This window comes from Kitasatospora purpeofusca, from assembly GCF_034043715.1.
Classification (GTDB): Bacteria; Actinomycetota; Actinomycetes; order Streptomycetales; family Streptomycetaceae; genus Kitasatospora; species Kitasatospora purpeofusca_A.
Genome location: NZ_JAXCLC010000013.1, coordinates 123,224 through 140,177, shown reverse-complemented (window position 1 = coordinate 140,177; position 16,954 = coordinate 123,224). Strand labels below are relative to the sequence as shown.

At 75.5% G+C, this 16,954-nt stretch carries 13 protein-coding genes; 6 read left to right on the top strand and 7 right to left on the bottom strand.

Translation table 11 applies throughout. From position 1 onward, the window contains the following. Nucleotides 1-251: 251 nt before the first annotated feature. Nucleotides 252-1,481 (top strand): hypothetical protein, encoded by a 1,230-nt coding sequence (locus SM793_RS10015; RefSeq protein WP_320437730.1) that lies wholly within the window; start codon nt 252-254, stop codon nt 1,479-1,481. Here the strand turns inward: SM793_RS10015 and SM793_RS10010 are convergent. Further along, nucleotides 1,478-2,371, bottom strand: a complete 894-nt coding sequence (locus SM793_RS10010) for an aquaporin (RefSeq protein WP_320437723.1) — start codon at nt 2,369-2,371, stop codon at nt 1,478-1,480. The genes SM793_RS10015 and SM793_RS10010 overlap by 4 nt on opposite strands. Before the next feature lie 171 nt (nt 2,372-2,542). Here SM793_RS10010 and SM793_RS10005 point away from each other — a divergent pair, with 171 nt between their 5' ends. Continuing rightward, nucleotides 2,543-3,340, top strand: coding sequence for a MerR family transcriptional regulator (locus SM793_RS10005; RefSeq protein WP_320437722.1), 798 nt, complete (start codon nt 2,543-2,545; stop codon nt 3,338-3,340). Nucleotides 3,341-3,413: 73 nt separating this feature from the next. On the opposite strand, the gene SM793_RS10000 is transcribed toward SM793_RS10005, so the two are convergent. Then, nucleotides 3,414-4,391 carry a helix-turn-helix domain-containing protein gene (locus tag SM793_RS10000; protein ID WP_413815912.1) on the bottom strand — a complete coding sequence of 326 codons (978 nt, stop codon included), beginning with the start codon at nt 4,389-4,391 and terminating at the stop codon, nt 3,414-3,416. A gap of 379 nt (nt 4,392-4,770) precedes the next feature. On the opposite strand from SM793_RS10000, the gene SM793_RS09995 reads away from it, so the two are divergent. From SM793_RS09995 to SM793_RS09985, 3 genes are all read left to right on the top strand, one after another. After that, nucleotides 4,771-6,180, top strand: coding sequence for a hypothetical protein (locus SM793_RS09995; RefSeq protein ID WP_320437720.1), 1,410 nt, complete (start codon nt 4,771-4,773; stop codon nt 6,178-6,180). A 216-nt stretch (nt 6,181-6,396) separates the two neighbouring features. Then, nucleotides 6,397-7,083, top strand: a complete 687-nt coding sequence (locus tag SM793_RS09990) for a SigE family RNA polymerase sigma factor (protein WP_320437719.1) — start codon at nt 6,397-6,399, stop codon at nt 7,081-7,083. Beyond that, on the top strand, nt 7,080-8,750 hold the full coding sequence (locus SM793_RS09985; protein ID WP_320437718.1) for a hypothetical protein: 1,671 nt from the start codon (nt 7,080-7,082) through the stop codon (nt 8,748-8,750). Before SM793_RS09990 ends, SM793_RS09985 begins: the two co-directional genes overlap by 4 nt. A 157-nt stretch (nt 8,751-8,907) precedes the next feature. Here SM793_RS09985 and SM793_RS09980 read toward each other — a convergent pair whose 3' ends face one another. Beyond that, a complete protein-coding gene (locus tag SM793_RS09980) occupies nt 8,908-10,413 on the bottom strand; it encodes an aminopeptidase P family protein (protein ID WP_320437717.1) in 1,506 nt (501 codons plus the stop codon). Nucleotides 10,414-10,585: 172 nt separating this feature from the next. Then, complete coding sequence (locus SM793_RS09975; RefSeq protein WP_320437716.1) at nt 10,586-12,310, bottom strand: PP2C family protein-serine/threonine phosphatase; 1,725 nt, start codon at nt 12,308-12,310, stop codon at nt 10,586-10,588. 711 nt (nt 12,311-13,021) lie between these two features. Here SM793_RS09975 and SM793_RS09970 point away from each other — a divergent pair. After that, on the top strand, nt 13,022-13,678 hold the full coding sequence (locus SM793_RS09970) for a bifunctional DNA primase/polymerase (RefSeq protein ID WP_320437715.1): 657 nt from the start codon (nt 13,022-13,024) through the stop codon (nt 13,676-13,678). 281 nt (nt 13,679-13,959) lie between these two features. On the opposite strand, the gene SM793_RS09965 is transcribed toward SM793_RS09970, so the two are convergent. From SM793_RS09965 to SM793_RS09955, 3 genes are all read right to left on the bottom strand, one after another. After that, on the bottom strand, nt 13,960-14,946 hold the full coding sequence (locus SM793_RS09965) for a DUF5926 family protein (RefSeq protein WP_320437714.1): 987 nt from the start codon (nt 14,944-14,946) through the stop codon (nt 13,960-13,962). 160 nt (nt 14,947-15,106) lie between these two features. Then, nucleotides 15,107-15,682: an ATP-binding protein gene (locus SM793_RS09960; protein WP_413815911.1), complete on the bottom strand. Its 576-nt coding sequence runs from the start codon at nt 15,680-15,682 to the stop codon at nt 15,107-15,109. A gap of 374 nt (nt 15,683-16,056) precedes the next feature. Further along, a complete protein-coding gene (locus SM793_RS09955) occupies nt 16,057-16,890 on the bottom strand; it encodes a glycerophosphodiester phosphodiesterase family protein (RefSeq protein ID WP_413815910.1) in 834 nt (277 codons plus the stop codon). Nucleotides 16,891-16,954: the final 64 nt, after the last annotated feature.

Genomic DNA, 16,954 nt, shown 5'->3' with positions numbered 1-16,954 from the left:
TAAACACCCCCCCCCCGGGGGGGGTTTTTCACACCCGGGCCCTGGGCGCAGCGCCTGGAACGGAACCGCCCGTGCCCCGTACCCGGGGGCACGGGCGGTTCCGTTCGGTCGCCTAGGATGACCGGCCGAGGGGGCGGCACGGCGGACGAGGTACTGGGGTGCGTGGAACGGGCGCGGGGCGCCGGGAGCGGTCAGGGCGGCCGGGCCGGGCCCGGACCGACTACGAGGCGGCCACCGGCCGGATCGCGGGCCTGCCGGTGCGCAGACACCACGTCCTGCTGCTCGCCTGGACGGTTCTCTGGTTCCTGTTGGTCGAGCCGAGCGGCGGCTTCTCCTGGCACTACCTGCGCCAGGGCGAGGAACTGCTCTTCAGCGGCCGGTCGGACGGCGGTCTCGCCCTCTACGCCCATCACCCCGAGTTGCAGATCGGCCCGGTCAGCCTGGCCGTGGCCCGGCTCTTCGCACCGTTCCCGGGGCACGCCGGCGAGGTGCTGGCCGAGGCGGTGATGTCCGGTCTCGGGCTGGCGATGCTGGTGCTGGTGGGCCGCACGGCCGCGCAGCACCACCTGGGCACCGGCACCAACCACCGCCGGCTCCAGCAGCGGCTGCTGGTCGCGGGCCTCGCGTTCATCCCGATGTGGGTCGAGGTGTCGGTCCGCTTCGCGCACCTGGACGACGTGCTGGCGCTGTTCTTCACCACCCTCGCCGCACACGAGGTCAGCCGCGGCCGGGCCACCGCGGTCGGTGTGTACCTGGCGCTGGCGGTGGACTCCAAACCGTGGGCGCTGGCGTTCGCGCCGCTGATCCTCGCCCTGCCCAGGGCCAGGTGGGTGCGGGCGGGGCTCTGGTTCGCCGGACTGGTGGCGGTCGCCTGGCTGCCGTTCTACCTGGGTGACCTGGACACCATGGCGGCCGCGAAGTTCACCATCCCCAACCAGACCGCCTCGGCGCTGCGCTGGTTCGGGGTGAGCGATCCGACGACGCCCTGGTGGGACCGCCCGGCGCAGTTCGCCCTCGGTCTGGGCCTGGGCGGTCTGGCGGTGTGGCGCGGCCGTTGGCCGGCCGTCGTCCTGCTCGCGGCGGACGCCCGGATCCTGCTCGACCCGAGCGTCTACACCTACTACACCGCGTCGATCATGCTCGGCACGCTGCTCTGGGACACGGTGGGGCAGCGGCGGCTGGTGCCGTGGTGGAGCTGGATCGCGCTGGCCGCGCTGTACGGGGGCACGCTGTTCCTGCCGTCCGACCCGGCGCGCGGACTGGTCCGGCTCGCCTTCGTGGTGGTCTCGGCCGGGTGCGTGCTGCTCCTGCCCGCCCAGCGGCGGCGCGGTTCCGGCCGTCGTCCCTCCGGCCGGGGCGGCCCGGGCGGCGGTCCCGGCGGCGGCCTTCCGCAGCAGCGGACGGGACGGCGGCGGACCGGCCGACGGGGGACCGCGCCGCCCCCGGCGCCCAGGCAGCGGGCGAGCGTCCGGTCGGCCTAGGGCGTGTCGGACACCCCCTGGCGGGCGCCGGAGTGCGCGCGTTCCCGGCCGTCGAACAGCAGCGCCGCCAGGCCGAGCCCGGCCGCCGCTCCCGCGCACTGGGCGAGGACGAAGCCGGGGACCGAACCGGGTGCGATCCCGGTCCAGCCGTCGGTGAGCGCCCGGCCCAGCGTCACGGCCGGATTGGCGAAGCCGCCGGAGGAGGTCGCCCAGCAGGCCGCGACCACCCAGAGGCCGACCAGTGCCGGGACCGACCGCCCCCGCCCGGCGGCGGTCGCCCCGGTCACCACCAGCAGCAGCGTCCCGGTGGCCACCGCCTCGCCGAGCCACAGCGCGCCGCTCCCGCGCGGCACCGTCGACAGCCGGAACGCGGGGTGCCCGAACATCGCGTCGGCCAGTCCCGTGCCCGCCACCGCACCGACCGTCTGCGCGGCGGCGTACCCGACCGCTGCGCGCAGCGGCAGCCCGGCGGGGTCGCCCCGGCCGGTCCACCAGGCACCCGCGGTGATCAGCGGGTTGAGGTGCCCGCCGGAGACCGGGCCGAACAGGGTGATCAGCACCGCCAGGGCCGCCGCCGAGGCGCCGACGTCCGCCAGGAAGCGCAGCCCGGCGTCCGCGGTCAGAGCGTCCGCCTGGCGGCCGGAGCCGACCACGACGGCCGCCAGCAGCGCGGTGCCGACCAGCTCCGCGGCCAGCCGGCGGCCCGGTGGCGGCGGCGGTGGCGGCGGCGGTACGGCGGTCGGGCCGGTCGTGGTGGTCGTGACGGTCGGGCCGGTCGGGCCGGTCGTGACGGTCGGCGGGGAGTCGGCCGGAAGGAAGCCGGTCGGAAGGAAGCCGGTCGGCGGTGTCGGCTTCGGCAGCGGTGTTCCGGACGGTACGGGCGTGGTCACGCGCACATGCTGGTGGCCGTCCGCCCGTCCCGGCAATTGGCCGGACCCCACAAACCGGCGTCCGCCCGACCCGGCCGGGTCGGAGGCTTCTCCACCGGACGTCGACACTGGACTTGACCCTCACGCAACGGGAGGAGGCAGGGTCGTGGTCAGCACGAAGGGAGTACCCCGATGAACAGCGGAGACCAGGACGACCGCACCGGCCACACGGTCGGAGCGGTGGCACGGATCGCCAAGGTGACCGTCCGGACCCTGCACCACTACGACGAGATCGGTCTGCTGTCCCCCCGGGGCCGCACGCCGGCCGGCTACCGCCGGTACGACGAGGCCGACCTCGGCCGGCTGCAACGGATCCTGTTCTACCGCGAACTCGGGTTCCCCCTGGAGGAGATCGCGGCCGTTCTGGACGACGACTCGGTGAGCCCGAGCGAGCACCTGCGGCGCCAGCACCAGCTGCTGACCGACCGCATCGCCCACCTCCAGAAACTGGCCGCGGCCGTCGAACACGCCATGGAGGCAGAGAAGATGGGTATTCAGCTGACCCCGGAGGAGAAGTTCGAGCTCTTCGGTGAGCACTACCGCGAGGAGTGGGAGGGCGAGGCCGAGCAGCGCTGGGGCGACACCCCGGCCTGGGCGGAGTCCCAGCGCCGCACCGGCGGCTACGACAAGGGCGACTGGCAGCGGATCAAGGCCGAGGCGGACTCGCTCAACGCCCGCCTGGCCGAACTGTTCACCGCGGGTGAGCCCGCCGACGGCGGTCCGGCGATGGACCTCGCCGAGGCGCACCGGCAGCACATCCGCGACAACTTCTACGACTGCACCTACGAGATCCACCGCGGCATCGCCGGGATGTACCTCGCCGACCCGCGGTTCACCGCGGTCTACGAGCAGCTCGCCCCGGGCCTGGCCCAGTGGCTGCACGACGCCATGCTCGCCAACGCGGCCTTCCGCACGGGCGGGCAGGGCTGACACCGGGCCTCCTCCCGGGGCCCGGGCCTCGGGCTTCGGGCCGCGGGCCTCGGGAGGGGGCCGCGCCGCGGAGTCACGCCGCGCCGCGGCCGAAGGAGCGGCGGTAGGCCGTCGGGGAGGTGCGCATGACGCGCCCGAAGTGGTGCCGGAAGGTTGAGGCGCTCTCGAAGCCCACCGCGCCGGCGATCTCCTCGACGGTGCCGTCGGGTGCCTCCAGCAGCGGCAGGCTGGCCGCCACGCGCTGGCTGATCACCCAGCGCATCGGGCTGGTGCCGTTGCGGGCGGTGAAGTGACGCAGGTAGGAGCGCTCGGACATCCGGGCGGCCCGGGCCAGTCCGGTGACCGTGAGCGGGTCCGCCAGGTGGTCCAGCGCCCACTGCATCGAGCGGGCGACGCCGTCGTCCTCCTCCTCGACCGGCCGGACGGCGGCCTCGATGAACTGGGCCTGGCCGCCGTCCCGGTGCGGCGGCACGACGAAGCGGCGGGCCACGCTGTTGGCGACCTTGGCGCCGTGGTCGCGGCGGACCAGATGCAGGCAGAGGTCGATCCCGGCCGCGCTGCCGGCGCTGGTCAGCACCGATCCGTTGTCCACGTAGAGCACGTCCGGGTTGACCCGGACGGCCGGGTGGCGCTGCCGCAGCAGTTCGGCGTACCGCCAGTGAGTGGTGGCCTCGTGGCCGTCGAGCAGGCCGGCGGCGGCCAGGGCGAAGGCCCCGGAGCAGATCGAGACGATCCGGGCGCCGCGCTGGTGCGCGGTGCGCAACGCCTCGACCAGGGCGGGGGAGACCACCCCACCGAAGGCGTTCGGCACGCCGGGGACCACCACGGTGTCGGCGGCGGCGAGGTCGTCGAGGCCGTGTTCGGCGACGAGGGTGAACCCGCCGACCGAGCGGAGCGGTGTTCCGGGGTGGTCGGCGCACACCCGCAGCCCGTACCAGGGGGCGGCCAGCAGTCCGCTCAGCTCGGGTCGGGCCAGTCCGAACACCTCGACCACGACGCCGAGTTCGAACGGGGTCATGCCGTCGAAGGCATAGACCGCGACCTCGTGCACCGGCTCCGGCCGCCGTCCGATGCTGACGGCCACCGGGCCGGTCGCGGCACCGGCGTCCGTGTTGGTGCCGAAGGTGCCTGAGGAGATGGAGGTATCTGAGGGGATCGAGGTGCCGGCAATGCCGGCGGCGACGGCGGTGACGGCTGCGGTCGCCGGACCGGTCGGGTGCTGCTCGGCCATGGGAACCCCTGCTGGCGGGTGGTGGCGGAATGCCGGTGAGTGTAGCCGTTCCGGCCAGTTCGAAATTTCCTTCGAACCACCCACAACTCCTGGGGAGGATGTGCGTCTGAGAGGGTGAGGGCCGATCCGGCGCGGGCATGACCGCACCGGTGCCGGGTCTCGCCCACTGGCCGAGTCCGACTACCACGGGGAACCCACCATGCGTCCGTCCACTGTCCGGCGTCTCGTCAGGACCGTTCCGCTGGCGGCCGTGGTCGCCGGCGCGGCCGGCTACGCCCTGTTGCCCGCCGAGGCGGGCGCGGGCGTCCGGCCGGTCCGGTCCGCGGCTCCGGCGCCTTCGGGCGTGGCACTCGTCGCACCGGTGGCCAACGCGCGGCCCGCCCCGGAGGAGATGTCGCCCACGGCGACGGCACCGGGTGCGACCACCCCGGCCGGGACGACGGGCCCGGGCCCGTCGGGCACCACGTCGGCCGCACCGACGGGGTCCGCCCCGGGGGCGACCGCCCCGACCGGGAGCGGCCCGGGCAGCGCGAGCGGCCCGGCGTCCACCGCGGCGCAGCCGGCCGGGACCCCCAACGGCGTGCCCGCGCCCACCGGGACCGCCCGCCCCGTGGACCCCGCCCCGGCCACCACCCCGAGCGGCGGCCCGACCCCCGCGACCGGCACCGCCGCCCCGGACTGGCCGGAGGAGATGCCCGTCGCGGTCGCCGAGCGGGTGGACGTCGCGATCCGCTCGCTCAGCGGCGCCTGGGAGATCCGCGGCGGCGGCAGCTACTTCGAGTTCGAGACGACCTGGACCAACGCCACCGACCGGCGCTTCGACGAGATCGTCCCGGTGGTCCGGGTGCTCCCGTTCGACTACCCGGCCGCCGTGGCGCGGCTCGGCGCGACGGCCAAGGGCCTGCTGGACCGCAAGGACATCGACGAGTGGCGGGAGGTCAAGCCGGACCAGAAGGGCGTGGACAACGGGCCCCAGCAGGGGGCGTTCGCGCTCGACCCGGGCGAGAGCCGGACCGTCCGCTACCGCTTGACCCTGGCGGCCGACAGCATGTCGGGCCGGCTGCCGATCCAGGCCGACGGCTATGTCGGGCGCGGTGCCAAGGCCGTGTCGGTCGGCGGCACCCAGGCACGGATGAACGTGACGACGGGGCAGCCGGTCCGGTTCTCGGCGACCAAGGCGACCGACATGACCGCCGGCCGGATCCCCTCCGAGCTGCGGGTGGAACTGGCCAACCTGGACGCCGCCGGCAACCACACCGTGTCCCCGGTGGTCAGGGTGACCGACCCGCTCGGCCGGAACACCGCGCACGGCCTGGTGCCGGGCGACCTCTCCGCCGAGGTGCTGGTGGACGGCGAGTGGCGGCGGCTGTCGGGCGCGCTCGACGCCGACGGCCAGGTCCGGCTGGACACCGCCGGGCTGACCCGGGTGCTGGGTCCGGGCGAGACGGCCGTCTACCCGTTCCGCTTCAACGTGCCGAAGGGCTGGAGGGCCGGCAGCGGGCTGGAGTTCACGGTCGGCGGGACGGCCGACGGCGGCGCCCTCCCGACGCAGAGGGCCCGGCCGCGGATCACCTGGATGGCGGACGACACGCCGAAGGCGTCCTCCTAGGCCGCGCCGCGCCGCGCACCGGCGATCCGGCGCACCACCGGCCGGCCCGCGCCCGGGCCGACTCCTGACGGCACGACACGTGTCCGGTCCGGCATGTGTCCGGTCCGGCACGACCTTCCCGGTGGGCCCGCTCGTTCGGCCGGGCCCGCCACCCGATGACGATGTCCTGACGCACCGGCGGGAGCCGGGCCGCGGTCGGGGGGAAAGCGAAGACGGATGTCCATGGCCATCGGGCGGGCCGCCCAGGCCGCCCAGGGGCGGCGGTTCGGCCTCCGCCGACTGCTGGCGCTGCTGTTCGGCGCCCCGGAGACGCAGGGCGCGGGCGAGATCCTCGACGTCCCGGTCGCCGCGCAGACGGCCGGCCGGCGCCGGGCCGGGTTCCGGCTGCTGGCCGGCGCCGGCCGGGCCCACGAGGCCGGGCCGACGCTGACCGAGCTCTACCTCACGCACCGGCTGAGCCTGGTCCGGCTGGCCGTCCTGCTGGTCGACCATCAGGACCAGGCCGAGGACGTGGTGCAGGAAGCTTTCGCCAAGCTGTACCAACGGCACGGCGACGAACTCGACGACCTCGACAACGCGCTGGCCTACCTCCGCACGGCCGTGGTCAACGGGGCCCGCTCGGTGCTGCGCCGCCGCCGTACGGCCCGCGAGTACGTGCCGCCGCACGAGGCGGACGCGCCCTCGGCGGAGGACCACGCCGTCCTCCACGACGAGCACCGGCGGGTGCTGGTGGCCATGCAGGAGCTGACCGCACGCCAGCGCGAGGTGCTGGTGCTGCGCTACTGGTCCGACCTGTCCGAGTCGGAGATCGCCGAGATCCTCGCGGTGTCGCGCGGCACCGTGAAGTCCACCGCCAGCCGGGCCCTGGACGCCCTGGAGCGGAAGCTGGAGGACGCCCGATGAGCGACGACCGGCGTTCCACGTCCGACCACGAGCCGGACGGCAACGCTTCCGGCCCTCGGCGCCCCGACCTCCGACGCCCCGATCCGCGGCATCCCGACTCCCAGCGCCCCGACTCCCAGCGCCCCGACCGCGAGCGGCCCGACCGCGAGCGGCCCGGGCAGCGGCGCCCCGGCCCCGACGCGGACGGTCCGCGCGGGAACCGCGGTGCGGCGGGCGGCGCCGGTAGCGGCGTCACCGGCCTGCCCGGCGGGGAGTCGCCGATGGAGCGGCTGCTGCGGGAGGCACTGGCGGCCCGCGCCACCCGGATCACCGCCCAGGACCTGCGCCCGGCCGACCCGCCGAAGGGGCCCCGCCACCGCAGGCGGCCCGCCTACCTGGTGGGCCTGCCCCTGTTGGGGCTCGCCGCGGCAATGATCATCGGCGTGCTCACCGTGCCCACCGACCCGCTCGCCGACCAGGGCGACGACGCGCCGGCGGCCACGATGAGCGACGGGCCGGTACCGAGCCGGGGCGTCGACGGGACATCCCCGAGCGGCTTCCCCGCACCACCCGCCGACGGGACCGCGCGCCCGGTCGGGGAAGCGGCCGAGGGGACGGCCGGAGGTCCGTCGACCGCCGCCCAGGGCCCCGGGACCGGGCCGGTCCCGCCCGGCCAGGAGGGTCAGGCCCCCGTGTCACCGGGGGCCGGGACGGGAGCGCCGTCCCCGCCGCCCGGCGGCCCGGCGGCCGAAGCGCAGTCCGCTCCACCGCCCCCGGCGGCGTCCGCGTCCTCCGGCCCGGTCCGCCAGGGCGGCGGCGTCGCGCTGAGCTTCGACGGCCTGACGGGGACGGAGGCGATCGTCGGCGCCGGTCCGACGACCTTCTCGGTGACCTGGTACAACACCACCCAGCGGCTGTACGACGCGGTGGCCCCGGTGGTGTCGGTCCGGACGCTCACCGGCACCGTCCGCTCCGGCCGGTCGGTGCGCGGCCGGCTCCAGCGCGAGGAGGAGGGCGGCGGCTGGACGGACGTCCCGCTGACCGTGGGTTCGGGCGCCTACCGGGCCTCGGGCGACGCGGCCGCGTTCCCGCTCGGCCCCGGGGCCTCCCGGACGGTCCGCTACCGGCTGGACCCCTCGATCGACAGTGCGGAGGGGACGCTGCTGATCGAGGCCCTGGCCGTGCTGTCGACCACGCCGGAGCGGTTCGAGGAGGGTTCGGCGCTGGCACCCCTGCTGCTGACGAGTGCCCCGGCGGCCAGCCGGACGGCGCCCGAGCTGAGGCTCAACTCCACGCCGGGCGACGGCGTGATCGCCGGGCGGCCCAGCTCGTTCTCGATCACCATCAGCAACCCGGGGGCGGCGCCGCTGGCCTCGGTCGTGCCGACCCTGGTGCTCACCGGTGCGGACGCGGCCAAGGCCGTGGTCGAGACCAGGTACGGCGCCGGGAGCGGCGTCCGGCGGCTCCCGGTCGCGCCGGACGGCAACGGGCAGCTGGTGGTCGACACCTCGCTGCTGGAACGGCTGATCCGCCCGCACGACTCGAAGTACCTGGAGTTCCAGGTCAGCGTCCCGGAGGAGTGGAGGCCCAACGCCGACTTCGCGGTGGTGGTGGGGGCCAGGGGCGACGGCCGGGACGCGCCGCCGGTGGTGATCCAGCCGAGGTTCACGGCGGCGGTCGACTCGTGACCGCGCCGGCCCGCCGGTCGGCGTCGGCCGCCCGGTGACGAGGCAGCCTTGTGACGAGGCAGCCCTGTGACGAGGCCGCCGGGGGTCCGTCCCCACTGCTCGGGGCCGGGCCGCCGACGGCCGGGTCGTTCGGGGCGGTTCGCCCCGGGGGCGCGCGTCAGCCCTGGTTGAACGAGGCCATCCACGCCTCGACGTCCTCGGCCCGGCGCGGCAGGCCGGCCGAGAGGTTCTCGTTCCCGTCGGCGGTGACCAGGATGTCGTCCTCGATCCGGACGCCGATGCCGCGGTACTCCTCGGGGACGGTCAGGTCGTCCTGCTGGAAGTAGAGGCCGGGCTCGACGGTGAGCACCATGCCCGGCACCAGCAGCGCGTCGACGTGCTCCTCGGTGCGCGAGTGGGCGCAGTCGTGGACGTCCAGGCCGAGCATGTGGCCGGTGCCGTGCAGGGTCCAGCGGCGCTGCAGGCCGAGCTCCAGGACCTTCTCGACGTCGTACACGGAGGCGTCCAGCAGGCCCCAGGCGAGCAGCCGCTCGGCGAGCACCCGCTGCGAGGCGTCGTGGAAGTCGCGGAACCGGGCGCCGGGCTTCACGGCCGCGATCCCGGCCTCCTGGGCGTCGTACACCGCGTCGTAGATCTTCCGCTGGAGCTCGTCGAAGCGCCCGTTGATCGGCAGGGTGCGGGTGACGTCGGCGGTGTAGAGGGTCTCCGTCTCCACCCCGGCGTCCAGCAGCAGCAGCTCGCCGGGGCGGACCTCGCCGTCGTTGCGCACCCAGTGCAGGGTGGTGGCGTGCGCGCCGGCGGCGCAGATCGAACCGTAGCCGACGTCGTTGCCCTCGACCCGGGCGCGGCGCCAGAAGGTGCCCTCGATCCAGCGCTCGGAGGTGGCGACGGCCTGGCCCAGCTCGCGCACGCAGTCGGTGAAGCCGTTGACGGTGGCGGCGCAGGCGGCGCGCAGCTCGCCGATCTCCCACTCGTCCTTCACCAGCCGCAGGCCGCTCAGGAACTCCTTGAACTCGGCGTCCTTGTCGGCGTCCAGCACATCGGCGAGCGCGGCCTCCAGGCCGGCGTCGTAGCCGCGCACGATCCGGGTCGGCACGCCGTCGGCGGCGCGGTCGGCCAGCTCGTCGGCGACCTTGCGGACGTCGCGGACCGGCAGGCCGAGCAACTGCTCCTGCTCGCTGAGGCTGTGCCGGCGGCCGACCCACAGCTCGCCGTAGCCGTCGAGCCAGAACTCGCCGTTCTCGCGGTCGGAGCGGGGCAGCAGGTAGAGGCCGAAGTCGTGGCCGGTGGCACCGGTGGGCTCGGCGACCAGCACGGCGTCCTCGGTGCGGTCACCGGTGAGGTGCACGTACTCGCTGGCGGCGCGGAAGCCGTAGTCGGTGTCGTTGGAGCGGAACTTGAGGGTGCCGGCCGGGACGACCAGGCGCACGCCGGGGTGGGCGGCGGAGAGCGCGGCCCGGCGCTCGGCGGCGTAGGCGGCCTGCGGGACCGGGGCCAGGCCGTGCAGCTCGGTGTCGGCCCAGCCGGACTTCATCGACGCGGCGAGTTCGTCGGAGACCTCGGAGTAGAGGCCGTTCTTGCGGCCCTTGAACTGCTGCGGTTCCTCGTCGCCGCCGATGGCCTCGGGGTTCTCGGCCACCGCCGGGGTGCGGTCCTCGGTCACGTACGTCGCCTCCTTGCGCGTGGTGCCGCCCGGGGCGCGTCGGATCACGACACAGGTGGGCGGCCGTGCGTCCATGGTACGGACGCCCGGCCGCTCATCCGTTCGGGCCTTCACCCGGTCGTGTGCGGCACAGCACCGGCTCCGGTACCGGCACCGGGGCGGCGCCGGGCGGTCACTCGAAGCGGGCGGCGAGCAGCATCAGGTCGTCGGTGGCCGGAGCGGGGGCGGTGGAGCGCCGGGGGGCGGCCCCGCCGTCCCGGTCGGCGGGGTCCTGGCCCGCCGCGCGGCGGTCGGCCCGCTGCCGCCGGTCGGCCTCCCTGGCGGCCGCGGCCGCCAGCAGGTGGGCGCAGAGCCGCTCGGGGTCGGTCCGGACGTCCCGGGGGGCGTCGGCGGCGGCCCGGCGCAGATCGGCCTGTCCGGAGTGCAGGGTCTGGCCGAAGCGGCGGGCCAGCCCCTCGGTGTAGAGGACCAGGGTGTCCCCGCGCTCGGCGGTGAACTCGACCCCGGGCGCCTCCCAGCAGGAGAGCATGCCGAGCGGCGCGGAGAGCGAGGTCTCGACGAACTCGGCGCCGTACCTGGTGACCAGCACCGGCGGGCAGTGGCCGGCCCCGGCCAGGGTGACCCGGCGCTCCTCCGGCTCCACCCAGGCGTAGACGGCGGTGGCGCTGCGGGTCGGCTCGGTGGTCTTGAGCAGTAGTTCGAGGTCGCCCAGGACGGACACCGGGTCCTCGCCCTCCAGCACCGCGTACGCCCGCAGCGCGGCCCGGACCCGGCCCATCGCGGCGGCCGCGCCGGGCGCCGAGCCTGGTCCGGCGCCGGGGCCGTCGCCGGAGACCGAGCCGACGGTCAGCCCGACGGTGCCGTCCGGCAGCGGGATCGCGTCGTACCAGTCGCTGCCGCAGGAGCGGTCCAGTCCGGCCGGGACGAACCGGGCGGCCAGCCGGAGCCCGCGGGTCTGCGGGAGGCGGTCGGGCAGCAGGCCGCGGCGCAGCGCCTCGGTGGTGCGCCGGACCTTCTCCGCGTCCAGCTGCTTGGCCAGCAGCGGCGCGGCGACCTCGGAGTAGCGGCGGGCCAGTTCGCGACGGCGGTCGGTGGGGTCGGCGGGGCCGTCGTAGAACCACAGGGCGGCGGCCAGCGGGCCGTCCTCCTCGGTGGCGAGCGGCAGGCCGTAGCAGCCGCCGAGGCCGAGCTGCCCGGCGAGTTCGCGCAGCCGGGCGCCGATCGCCGGGTCCTCGGCGAGGTCGTGCGACCGCACCTCGGCGGGCCGGTCGTGCTCGCGCAGCAGCCGGGCGAGCAGGCTCTGCTCGGGCGGGACGGTCTCCAGCGCGCCGAGGCTGGCGCGGTCCAGGCCGAGCCCTAGGGGCTGGCTCGGGCCGCCGCCGGGCAGCACGGTGACCAGCAGGGCGCGGTCGGCGCCGAGCAGCGCGGTGCCGGAGGCGAGGACGGCGTCCAGGGTGGCGCCGAGGCCGCGGGCGCGGGCGAGCCGCTCGGTGTGCTCGTGCAGGCTGGCGAAATCGGACAGTCGTCCGGCCAAACGGTCCTGCACGCCGGTCGAGGCCGGGGCGGTGCCGTCGGGAGCGTCGGGGGCCGGGGCCGCGCCCTCGGGGGCGCCGGGGGCCGGGGCGGTGCCGTCGGGAGCACCGGAGGTCGGAGCCGGGCCGTCGGGGGCACCGGGGGCCGGGGTCGCGCCCTCGGGAGCGCAGGCGGCCGGGGCCGTGCCCGCGCCGTCCTCCGGGTGGCGGTCCGTGCCCTCGGCCGGCCCTGGGGACGGCTGGCCGGCGGCGGCCGGGGCCGGGGCCGGTCCGTGGAAGCCCGGCGGATCGAGGACGGAGAGCCCGCTGGTGCCGCCGGGCTCGACCGGCTCGGAGGACGCCGACGGTGGGGGGGACTCGGTCATGCCGCCACTCCTGACGCGGTGGTACGTGTCACGCGGATCATGCGGAACCCCCCGGGAAACGGCCGTTTTGGAGCGAGCACGGCCAAAGGGGCGCGTTTCGCCTCGATTCGCTACTACTCGTCATTGATCGACAGCAATGCCACCACTTCTACACAGGCCATTCGGGGCATGTCCAGAGTCATGACAGGGCGGGTGGCCGGTTCCGGGCCTGGTGGGGCCGGTCGGGGGGCGCGTTCTGCTCCGCGCGCGCCGGTCCGTCGCGCCACGGTCCGGCGGGGCGCGACGGCTCCGCCCGGCGGGCATGGAGCGGCCGGTGAACGGGCAGAACCGATGGGACGGTTCCGGCGGCCGTCCGGATCGTATGCCTTTACCGCCGGCCGGCCGGGCCGGCCGGAAGCGACTCACTCGTACGGTGGAACCAACCGCGCCCGGGCGGCGTCCATCCGGTCGCATACGGGATTCTCGTTCCAAGGGCTGTTCTATTCCGCGGCCCTTTCACATCGTGCTCCACCGCGTGCTCCAGGCCCGCGCCAGTTCGCACCGCCGTCCGCACCGCCGCTCGCCCTGCCCGCCGTTCGGCCCCGGCCCGGCTCCCGGTCCGTTCCCTCCGTCCGGCTCGCGGGCTGTCCGGCGTCTCCGGCCGGTCGCGGCGGCCGGCTCGGCGCCCGCGGGTAGGAGCCATCGAGCGGTCACGGAAAGGAACGGGTGCCAATGCGTGACAACCCACTGCGCGACGACCCGAGGAACCGGTCGGCGGCCCGGGCGGCCCGGCTGGCCGGGGCCCTGTCGGCAGCCACCGAACACCGCTGGCCCGTGGTCCCCGGGACCGTCCTGCTCGCCGGCGGAGTCTGCTCCTGCGGCGACCCGGACTGCCCGGTGCCGGGCGCCCACCCGCACGACCCGGCCCTGCTGGCGGCCACCACCGATGCCCGGATGGTGCGTTGGTGGTGGGAACAGCGCTGCCCCGACGCCCCGGTGCTGGTCGCGACCGGCCGGACGGTCTCCGCGGTCAGCCTGCCGGCGGCGGCCGGGGCCCGGGCGCTCGCCTACCTGGCCGCGCTCCGGCTGCGGCTGGGCCCGGTGCTGGCCATGCCGGACCGCTACGCGATGCTGGTCGCTCCCTACTCGCTCGACGCGCTCGGCGAGATGCTCGTCCAACTCCCTTGGGTCCCGGGATCGTTGCGCTACCACGGGAGTGGCGGATTCCTGCCGCTGCCGCCCGGTGGCGGGGCCGTCGACCGGGTGCGCTGGGTGCTGCCGCCCCGTCAGGGTGCCGACGGCGGCGTATGGCTGCCCCAGGTCGGTCCACTGCTGGGCGAGTTGGTCGACGCGGCGGTCCAGCTGGACAGCGGCCGCTCGGCGTACTGACGGCGCGGCCGGGCCGCTGCCCGCGCGGTGCGACCGGGGCTGCCGGCGTATCGATCGGGCACGGCCGACCCGCGTTGGCGTGGGATGTTCGGAAAAACAAAAGATCCGGCCGCTGGCGACGGGGGATGCACCAGCGACCGGACTCTTTAGACAGTAACAAGGATCCGCGCCCGCGCCAATTTCCAAGACGCCCTCGCAGCCCGGAAATTGCGGGTTACGGGCGACAATGTGACGCGTATCACGTCGAACCGGCGGGCGGCCGCCTTCCTTCCGACCCGCCTTTAGTTCAGGGTGACCTGACGGTTCACCAGGTTCGCGCGGGCCCGCCGCTCGTCCGCGGTCAGCGGCGCCGGGTCGGCCAGCGTCGCCGCGAGGAGCTCGGCGAACTCGGCGGCCGGCTTCTCGCAGTCGGCCGCGGTCATGTCGACCGGCAGGTCCCAGACCGGCACGGTCAGGCCGTGCGCCCGGAACGAGCCGACCAGGCGGGTGTCCGGGCCGAGCGAGGACTTCTCGGCGGCGGTCAGCCGGGCCAGCGCGTCCAGCAGCTGCTCCTCCGGCACGGTCATCACCCAGCGCAGGTGGTTCTTGTCCGGGGTGCCGCACCAGTACGCCGCGTCGAGGCCGGCGAGCTTCTCGGTCGGGATCGCCGAGGCGTTGGCGCGCTCCAGCGAGGCGGCCACCTCGCCGGTGGCGGTCTCGGCGTCCTCCAGCCAGAACTCGAAGCCGGTGTGCACGGCCGGCTCGAAGGCGGCGGCGGGGTCCAGCAGGTCCTGCAGGCGGCGACCGCCCGGCACGGTCCGGCGGGCCGGCACCGGCGAGCCCGGCTCGGCGGCCAGGGCCAGCTCCAGGGCGTCCCCGAGGTCGCGGCTCAGGTCGCCGGAGGAGGACTGGGTCTGCAGGCCCAGCAGGATCGAGCCGTCCTGGCGGCGCAGCGCCGGCCAGGCCAGCGGCAGCACGGTGGCCAGGGTGACCGACGGGACCTCGCCGTTGGCGCCCTCGGCGACCCCGGCGGCCAGGGTCAGCGGGACGGTGGCGGCGGGCACCAGCTCGCGCAGAGCCACCCAGTCCGCCTCGCCCGCCAGGCCCTCGAACGGGCGGTGCACGAGCTCCTGGACCGCGTGCGAGGCCTCGCGGCCGTGGCAGGCCTTGTAGCGGCGGCCCGAACCGCAGGGGCAGTCCTCGCGGGCCCCGACCACGGGGATGTCGCCCGTGACGGCGGGGGTGGACTGGCTGCGCTGCGGCGCCTTCTTGGCGGCCTTCTTGCCCATGGTGCGGCTCTCCCGGGAACGGTGGTGTTGTGCTCCGGGCAGCCTACTGACGTTCCTCGCGGGTGTGGCGCACACCGGGGCGCGGGCCCGGCCCGCCGCCGGGCGGCGACGGGCCGCGGTCGGCCGCGCGGCGTGCTCGCGCGCGGCCGACCGACGGGCCCTACGCCTCCTGGTGCGCGCCGGCCGTCCGCCGGGCATGCCGGGCCCGGGCGGGCAGGGCCGCCCACACCGTCACCTCGCCGGGGGCGTCGCGCACGCCCCAGTCGCTCGCCAGCTGGTCCACGATGCTCAGCCCTCGGCCGCCGTGCGAGGTCAGCGACGGGCTGGCCGGCGACGGTTTGGTCGGCGACCCGCCGTCGGTCACCTCCAGGGTGAGCACCCCGTCGGCGTGCATCTGCCAGCGGACCAGTACGCCGCCGGTGTCCTCGCCGGACTCGCCGGGAGCGGCGGACGGAGCCGCCGGACCGGCCGCCCGGGACGGTCCGCCGACCAGCAGCGGTTCCGCCGCCTCGGCGCGGGCGCCCCGGCCGAGGGCCGGCAGCGGCCCGAGCGGCCGGGCGTAGCGACAGGCGTTGCTCAAAAGCTCGGAAAGGATCAGAACAGCATCATCAATGACCGGTTCCGGTATCTCCCGGTCGCCCAGATCTCGACGCAGTCGGCGCCGTGCGACCCCGACACTCGCTGGGCCGTGCGGCACTGCCATGGTCGATGAAGTCGGCACTTCACGCGCCACCATCAACGCCACCCCCGGACCTCCTTCAGCGTATGCCGAGGGATGGATGCCCCTTGGCAATACGTCGGAAACGACCGCGCGGCGATCCCGCGCGGTCATTTCAGGCCGGTGCACCGAGGGTGCGCGACAGGTGATTCCGCGCTCACCCTCCGTGGTGAAACTGTATGAATTACGTCAGAAATCGTTGCTGAAAGGTTTGAGTCCCTACCAAGACGATCAATTTTTCACAGTAGTTGAACGGTTCACCACGACTTCACGGCAGGCACGTGAGACACGGACACGACAGCACGGCGGCACGACAGCACGACAGCACGGCAACGGACGACAACGGACGGCCCGGAACGACACCGCGAGGCACGCCGCGGGACTTCGCGCCGTCACCGGCCGAGCTGGGCCAGGACCTCCGCGGGGCGGTTGGTGATGATCGCCGACACGCCGAGTTCCAGGCACAGCTCGACGTCGGCCGGCTCGTCGACCGTCCACACGTGCACCTGGTGGCCCAGCTCGCGCAGTCTGGTCACCAGCCCCGGCCGGGCCCGCACCAGGTCGATGCCCGGCCCGGCGATCCGCGCCCCGCCCGGCAGCGGCGCGCCGGGGCGCAGCCGCCCGCGCAGCACCAGGCCGCGCTCGAACAGGAACACCCTCGGGTACTGCGGCGCCGCGGCCGCCACCCGGGCCAGCGCGACGGAGGAGAAGCTCATGATCCGGGCGTTGACGCCGTGGCCCGCCCCGGTCCGCGCCGCGTCGGCGCCCCGGCCCCCGGCCGCGCCGCCGATGCCGAACCGGTCCAGGGTCCGCAGCAGCTCGGACTCCACCCGGCCGCGGAACCGCACCGGGTGCTTGGTCTCGATCGCGAGGTCCACCGGCCGCCCGGAGTCCACGACCAGCTCCAGCAGGCTCTCCAGCCGCAGCACACCGCGCAGCTCCGGGTCCTCGCTCGGCCTGCCGGTCTTCCAGGCGCCGAAGTCGTGTGCCTCCAGCTCGGCCAGGGTCATCGCGGAGACCGTGCCCCGGCCGTCCGAGACCCGGCCGATCCGCCGGTCGTGCACGCAGACCAGCTGCCCGTCGGCGGTCACCCGGACGTCGCACTCCAACGCGTCCGCTCCCTCGGACAGCGCCCTGCGATAGGCGGCGAGGGTGTGCTCGGGCAGGGCGTGCGAGGAACCGCGGTGGGCGATCACCTGGACGGGCCGGGTGGTGCGGGCCGTCACGGGCGAGACATCAGGGCTGGTCACGCCCTCCACGATAGGCGGCGGAAGTGACCCGGAGGCGACG

Bases quoted from the DNA above. Each gene is read 5' to 3' on its own strand.
- SM793_RS09975 (WP_320437716.1), bottom strand. From the start codon at position 12,310: ATGACCGAGTCCCCCCCACCGTCGGCGTCCTCCGAGCCGGTCGAGCCC.
- SM793_RS09960 (WP_413815911.1), bottom strand. From the start codon at position 15,682: ATGGTGGCGCGTGAAGTGCCGACTTCATCGACCATGGCAGTGCCGCAC.
- SM793_RS10005 (WP_320437722.1), top strand. From the start codon at position 2,543: ATGAACAGCGGAGACCAGGACGACCGCACCGGCCACACGGTCGGAGCG.
- SM793_RS09990 (WP_320437719.1), top strand. From the start codon at position 6,397: ATGTCCATGGCCATCGGGCGGGCCGCCCAGGCCGCCCAGGGGCGGCGG.
- SM793_RS09995 (WP_320437720.1), top strand. From the start codon at position 4,771: ATGCGTCCGTCCACTGTCCGGCGTCTCGTCAGGACCGTTCCGCTGGCG.
- SM793_RS09965 (WP_320437714.1), bottom strand. From the start codon at position 14,946: ATGGGCAAGAAGGCCGCCAAGAAGGCGCCGCAGCGCAGCCAGTCCACC.
- SM793_RS09970 (WP_320437715.1), top strand. From the start codon at position 13,022: ATGCGTGACAACCCACTGCGCGACGACCCGAGGAACCGGTCGGCGGCC.
- SM793_RS09985 (WP_320437718.1), top strand. From the start codon at position 7,080: ATGAGCGACGACCGGCGTTCCACGTCCGACCACGAGCCGGACGGCAAC.